The sequence below is a fragment of the Tardiphaga sp. genome (assembly GCF_041424195.1).
In the GTDB taxonomy this organism is placed as follows: domain Bacteria; phylum Pseudomonadota; class Alphaproteobacteria; order Rhizobiales; family Xanthobacteraceae; genus Tardiphaga.
The window spans coordinates 1-4,507 of record NZ_JBGMOE010000181.1; the positions used below are offsets into that span (position 1 = coordinate 1).

Consider the following 4,507-nt stretch of genomic DNA (forward strand, 5'->3'; position numbering starts at 1 on the left):
GGGCCCTCGAAGCGGACGCTGACCTTGTAGTTGGAAAATGTAAACGACTTGAACGCCGCCAGCTCTGGCCCAAGATGATGGGCGAGGTAGGTCGCGTACGTTCCCTCCGAGCCACCCGTTTCGAATATCTGGGAGTCGGCCGCGAAGAGTCGTTCTGTCCCCTTCGCATCGAGCTTCTCGATCGCCGCCTTGTACTGCGACAGCACCGCCTCCACGGCCCTCGTATCTGCGACGCGCGACGCAGGCTGCGCGGTGACTGCGATCGGCATCGCCAGCGATGTGGCCACTGCCACCCTCAACGCGAAAATCATGTTTCCTCCTTCAGAACGCCAAATGGTTGAGGCCTCCATGCATGGAGTTGCCCCGAGAACCCCTGTATCGATATCGCCAGCGCCATCAAACCGAGCAATACCCAGATGATGCAGAGCGAGGCGGCCATCCGGTTGCGGGGATAAGCCGACGGCGCGGATGCACGAGATGGTGCACGGTTTGATGCAGGGTATGGCGGACATGGCCGCAAAGACGGGTGCGACCCGGCCGAAGATCGTCGCGATGACGGTGTTTACGCTTCTCGCGCTTGGCGCAGGGATCATCGTGGCGACGTTCTTCGGACGATTGACTATATAGGCTTCGCCCCTTGATCGACGGCGCTGGCGCGAGGGGTTTCCACGCGAGGCGCGTATAGAAAGGTGGGGGGCTCACAAGGAGATAGACCGATGCGCCAGATCGACCCCAGCATGAAGGCGTGCATGGATGCCTGCCACGAATGCCATGTGACCTGTCTTCACATGGCGATGAACCATTGCCTTGAGATGGGTGGCCAGCTCGCTGCGCCCGAGCACATGAAGATCATGGCGGATTGCGCGCAAATCTGCGCGGTTACGATCGACTTCATGGCGCGCAAATCCGCGCACCATCAGCATATTTGCCGCGAGTGCGCTGAGATTTGTCGCGCGTGTGCGGCAAGCTGCGAAGGGCTCGACGGGATGGAGGATTGCGTCGCGGCGTGCCGCAAGTGTGCCGACGCCTGCGAAAAGATGGCGGCCTGAAAAGGCAGCGCGGGCGGTCAGAGCGCCGCCCGCGCCACCTCGGATTACCAATGACCAATATTAGCGATCACCGCGAATATCTCAGTTGTAAATCCGATCAGCAGCCCGGCGATCATGCTGGAAAACACGATCAGGCATACCATGAGAGCAATAAGTTTGGGGACAAAGCTCAACGTCTGTTCGTTAATGGATGTTGCTGTTTGGATGATGCCGATGATCAGACTTACAATCGTCATTGGCACCAGCAAAACAACACATACCAGGGCGATGACAGCGAGCATTCGACCCGCCTCATCGAAGAGGACGGCCTGATCCATCAGGCGTGCGTCACATCGCCGAGGCGGGAGGTGCCAGCGTTCCAAGCCACGCGACCAACCCCAGGATCAAGAAAACGCAGGCAGTCTCGACTGCCAAACTACTGCGCAACGCGCTCAGCGCACCTGCATGGTCCTCAGCGGCAACCGATCGCTCGAATGCGGGGGTCAACTTAAATCGGTTCAGGGAGGCGAGCCCGAGCATTGCCCCAAACAGGACGAGCTTGGCGATAAGGACCTGACCATAGAGCGTCGAGGTAAGGTGGAGCATGTTGACGATCCCGACCAGCAGCCAGGTATTGACCAGGCCCGTGACGACGATCGTTCCGACGACTATGGTGCCGATCGCGCCGAAGCCGTGTAGGGCACGATGCGTCAGCGAGAGATGCGCGGCGTCGACACGTGACAAAGGTCTTGCGACCAACAAAACCAATCCGACCAGCGCGCCTACCCAAATGCCCGCAGCGACGAGATGGAGGATATCGGCGCCGAGATGGACCCAGCCCATTGTTCCTTCATCCATCGCGCCGTGGCCTGTCCACGCTAGGGTCGCGATAGCGAGGGCCGAAGCCGCCATGACGATCGTGAGCCAAGCCGCCCGGCCCCTCGCCAGCATCGCGGCAACACCCGCAACGGCGAGCGCAACGACGCGCACCTTCCAGGCGGTGCCGATCGAGGAGCCACCCAGCAACGCGCTAACAGCTTCCTGATCGACCGGCCAAAGCGGCGTTCCCGCCATAACGGACGCCATCAGCAACAGAGCGATGATCGAGAAAATCAGCGCCGAACCTGCGGTAGCGACAAGCCAGGGACGTAGCGCGACAGCGTCCGCGCGCTCCCCGGCCCGAAGCCCATAGAGGCTGAACGCGGACAGGCCGAACAACGTCGCCAGCATTGCATAAAGCGCCAGGCGAACCGCAACGGTCGACCAATCCGACGTCATTCTACTTCACCGCAAACGTGTAATTTCCGGCGATCTTGTGCGTGTCTCCCGACACTACATGCCAAGTGACAACATATTTGCCGCGAGCGAGCCGCGACTTGGGGGTGATGATAAGGGTGCGACCGTCAGGCGCGACCGCTGCGCTGCTGGCCATCTGCATCGCCGCCATTCCAGGCATCGCGGACATCGTCAGCTCGGCCTTGGAGAAGGCAGGCACCAACTTCTCGCTGAACGTAAGTGAAATCTTTCCGGGCGCCGCGACCGCGGTGTTGGCAGCCGGGTTCGCAGAAACGAGCTTGGGATGGGCCTGGGCCACGCCGGCGGAGGCAATAAGGGCTATGGCGGCGATCGAGACATTAAGAGGACGCATCAGGCTACTCCGAACTGGGTGAACAACCTTCTTTACGCACTGGTCGTGATCATCCCTCGGGGCGGATCAGATTTCCCCGACCTGAAACAGCAAAGATTGGCCTGGGGAGGGCCCGGGCCCGGCCATGCGTAAACGCATTGAGAACAGCACACCGGCGAGCGTCGCACCGGCGAGCGTCACAAATAACAGGATTGGCGATGGCGGAACCAGCAGATTGTATTATTATCGGGGGAGGACCCGCCGGGCTGACCGCTGCGATCTATCTCGCCCGCTTCCTGCGGCAGTGCGTGGTCATCGACGCAGGAGACGGTCGAGCCGCAACGATACCGACATCGCACAATTTGCCGGGTTTCCCCGACGGGATCAACGGCGGAGACTTTCTTGAGCGGCTACGGCAACAGGCCCTGCTTTATGGGGCTGAGCTGGTGTCCGGCCAAGTGGACGGTATTGCCGTCGCCGCCGGCGGCTTTGTCGTGCGGACAGCTGTCGGCGCTCACAAAGCCAGCACGGTGCTGATCGCAAGCGGTGTCGTCAATCATCGCCCCAGGATGCCTGCCGCCCTTCACGATCAAGCCTTGGCAGCGGGCCTGATCCGCTATTGTCCCGTATGCGACGGGTTCGAGGCGCGAGGCAGGAATATTGGCGTGCTTGGATCCGATGGTCACGGTGCGCGGGAGGCCGAATTCCTTCGGCGATACAGCGATCGCGTCACGTTGTTGGCCCAATGCGAGATGACGCTGACAGAGACAGATCGCGGTCGCCTTCGCGATCAAGATATCACCGTTGTCGACGTTCCTGTTCGTTCGCTGGAGGTCCAAGGACAGCAACTCGTGGCACGCCTTGAACAAGGCGCCCCGTTGTATTTCGATATACTCTACCCGGGGCTTGGCTCCTCCCCCCGCAGCAACTTGGCCCGGCAGGCGGGTGCGAAGGTGGGTTCGGACGGCTCCATCGTGACCGACGCGCATCAGCAAACCGATGTCCCAGGCCTGTTTGCAGCCGGTGACGTCGTCGAAGGGCTCGATCAGATTAGTGTCGCAACAGGCCATGGTGCAAAGGCCGCGACTGCAATTCATAACCTTTTGCGTGAGCGCGAGACATGACTTTCGGTCTGCCGCCGCGGATCGCCGGCCTGCGTAGCGAGCTGCGAGCTACTGAACGCAATGGAAGATTGAGCCGCCTTTTCGGGAGGCGGTGGCCGTTCTCGTTTGGTCGCATTCTGGCCGCGGATTCGAGGGGTGGTTGTCGACTGTGCGTAATGGATGTGAGGATGACGGAGGAATGGACATGGACTTAGACAGCGCGTTGCGGTGCCTTGCCGAGCAGCCGCTCCATCCCCGCCTTGATGAGCTGGAAGGCGATGTCATGCGGCTGGTTGCGGCGAAGCAGCGCGTGGGCGGCGGAGTGACGCTGCGGTCGGGCGCGCTGGCGGCATTGGGCGCAGTCGCCTTAGGTCTCGCGGGCGGCGGATTGTCGTCCACAGCGGCGACTGCGCAGGTGCCGACGCTGACACCTTTCGGGCCTGCCATGCCGCTAGCGCCTTCGACCTTGCTCGCGTTCCAGTGACTAGCGGCGCGCGGAGGACGATGCTGATCGCAATCGTCGCGTTCGTGGCGGCGGTCGCAGGTGTGTGGGCTGGACGCGAGTTGTTCCCATCACCACCGAGCCCAGGCGTGGAGCTTCACAGCTTGCTCCACGACGGGCTCGAGCTGGACGAAGCTCAACGGACCAAGCTTCAGACGCTGGAGTCTCGCTTCGCCGTTCGAAGGCGTGCCCTGGAGCTGGAACTCAGGGCCGACAACGCCCGCCTTGCCGACGCCATCGAGGCCGA

Annotated in this window: 7 protein-coding genes and 1 pseudogene; 4 read left to right on the plus strand and 4 right to left on the minus strand. The window is 61.7% G+C overall.

The window, feature by feature from the left end; translation table 11 throughout:
- A pseudogene (locus ACEK02_RS24435) lies at positions 1-311 on the minus strand (hypothetical protein); the annotation flags it as partial.
- Between the two features lie 405 nt (positions 312-716).
- On the opposite strand from ACEK02_RS24435, the gene ACEK02_RS24440 reads away from it, so the two are divergent.
- A complete protein-coding gene (locus ACEK02_RS24440) occupies positions 717-1,049 on the plus strand; it encodes a four-helix bundle copper-binding protein (RefSeq protein ID WP_371424090.1) in 333 nt (110 codons plus the stop codon).
- A gap of 44 nt (positions 1,050-1,093) precedes the next feature.
- On the opposite strand, the gene ACEK02_RS24445 is transcribed toward ACEK02_RS24440, so the two are convergent.
- From ACEK02_RS24445 to copC, 3 genes are read right to left on the minus strand one after another with little or no spacing between them, the layout of a single operon-like run.
- Complete coding sequence (locus tag ACEK02_RS24445; RefSeq protein ID WP_371424091.1) at positions 1,094-1,366, minus strand: flagellar biosynthetic protein FliQ; 273 nt, start codon at positions 1,364-1,366, stop codon at positions 1,094-1,096.
- Positions 1,367-1,376: 10 nt separating this feature from the next.
- Complete coding sequence (copD, locus tag ACEK02_RS24450) at positions 1,377-2,306, minus strand: copper homeostasis membrane protein CopD (protein WP_371424092.1); 930 nt, start codon at positions 2,304-2,306, stop codon at positions 1,377-1,379.
- 1 nt (position 2,307) lies between these two features.
- A complete protein-coding gene (gene copC, locus ACEK02_RS24455) occupies positions 2,308-2,676 on the minus strand; it encodes a copper homeostasis periplasmic binding protein CopC (protein ID WP_371424093.1) in 369 nt (122 codons plus the stop codon).
- 197 nt (positions 2,677-2,873) lie between these two features.
- Here copC and ACEK02_RS24460 point away from each other — a divergent pair, with 197 nt between their 5' ends.
- The 3 genes from ACEK02_RS24460 to ACEK02_RS24470 form a co-directional block, all read left to right on the plus strand.
- Positions 2,874-3,779, plus strand: coding sequence for an NAD(P)/FAD-dependent oxidoreductase (locus ACEK02_RS24460; RefSeq protein ID WP_371424094.1), 906 nt, complete (start codon positions 2,874-2,876; stop codon positions 3,777-3,779).
- A gap of 184 nt (positions 3,780-3,963) precedes the next feature.
- The gene (locus tag ACEK02_RS24465; RefSeq protein WP_371424095.1) at positions 3,964-4,242 is read left to right on the plus strand and encodes a hypothetical protein; all 279 of its coding nucleotides are present in this window, start codon (positions 3,964-3,966) and stop codon (positions 4,240-4,242) included.
- A 20-nt stretch (positions 4,243-4,262) separates the two neighbouring features.
- A partial coding sequence (locus ACEK02_RS24470; protein ID WP_371424096.1) for a periplasmic heavy metal sensor occupies positions 4,263-4,507 on the plus strand: 245 nt, incomplete at its 3' end.

What these genes read in the sequence shown, in the direction of transcription:
- ACEK02_RS24440 (WP_371424090.1), top strand. Translation starts at nt 717, where the DNA reads ATGCGCCAGATCGACCCCAGCATGAAGGCGTGCATGGATGCCTGCCAC.
- ACEK02_RS24465 (WP_371424095.1), top strand. Translation starts at nt 3,964, where the DNA reads ATGGACTTAGACAGCGCGTTGCGGTGCCTTGCCGAGCAGCCGCTCCAT.
- ACEK02_RS24445 (WP_371424091.1), bottom strand. Translation starts at nt 1,366, where the DNA reads ATGGATCAGGCCGTCCTCTTCGATGAGGCGGGTCGAATGCTCGCTGTC.
- ACEK02_RS24460 (WP_371424094.1), top strand. Translation starts at nt 2,874, where the DNA reads ATGGCGGAACCAGCAGATTGTATTATTATCGGGGGAGGACCCGCCGGG.
- copC (WP_371424093.1), bottom strand. Translation starts at nt 2,676, where the DNA reads ATGCGTCCTCTTAATGTCTCGATCGCCGCCATAGCCCTTATTGCCTCC.
- copD (WP_371424092.1), bottom strand. Translation starts at nt 2,306, where the DNA reads ATGACGTCGGATTGGTCGACCGTTGCGGTTCGCCTGGCGCTTTATGCA.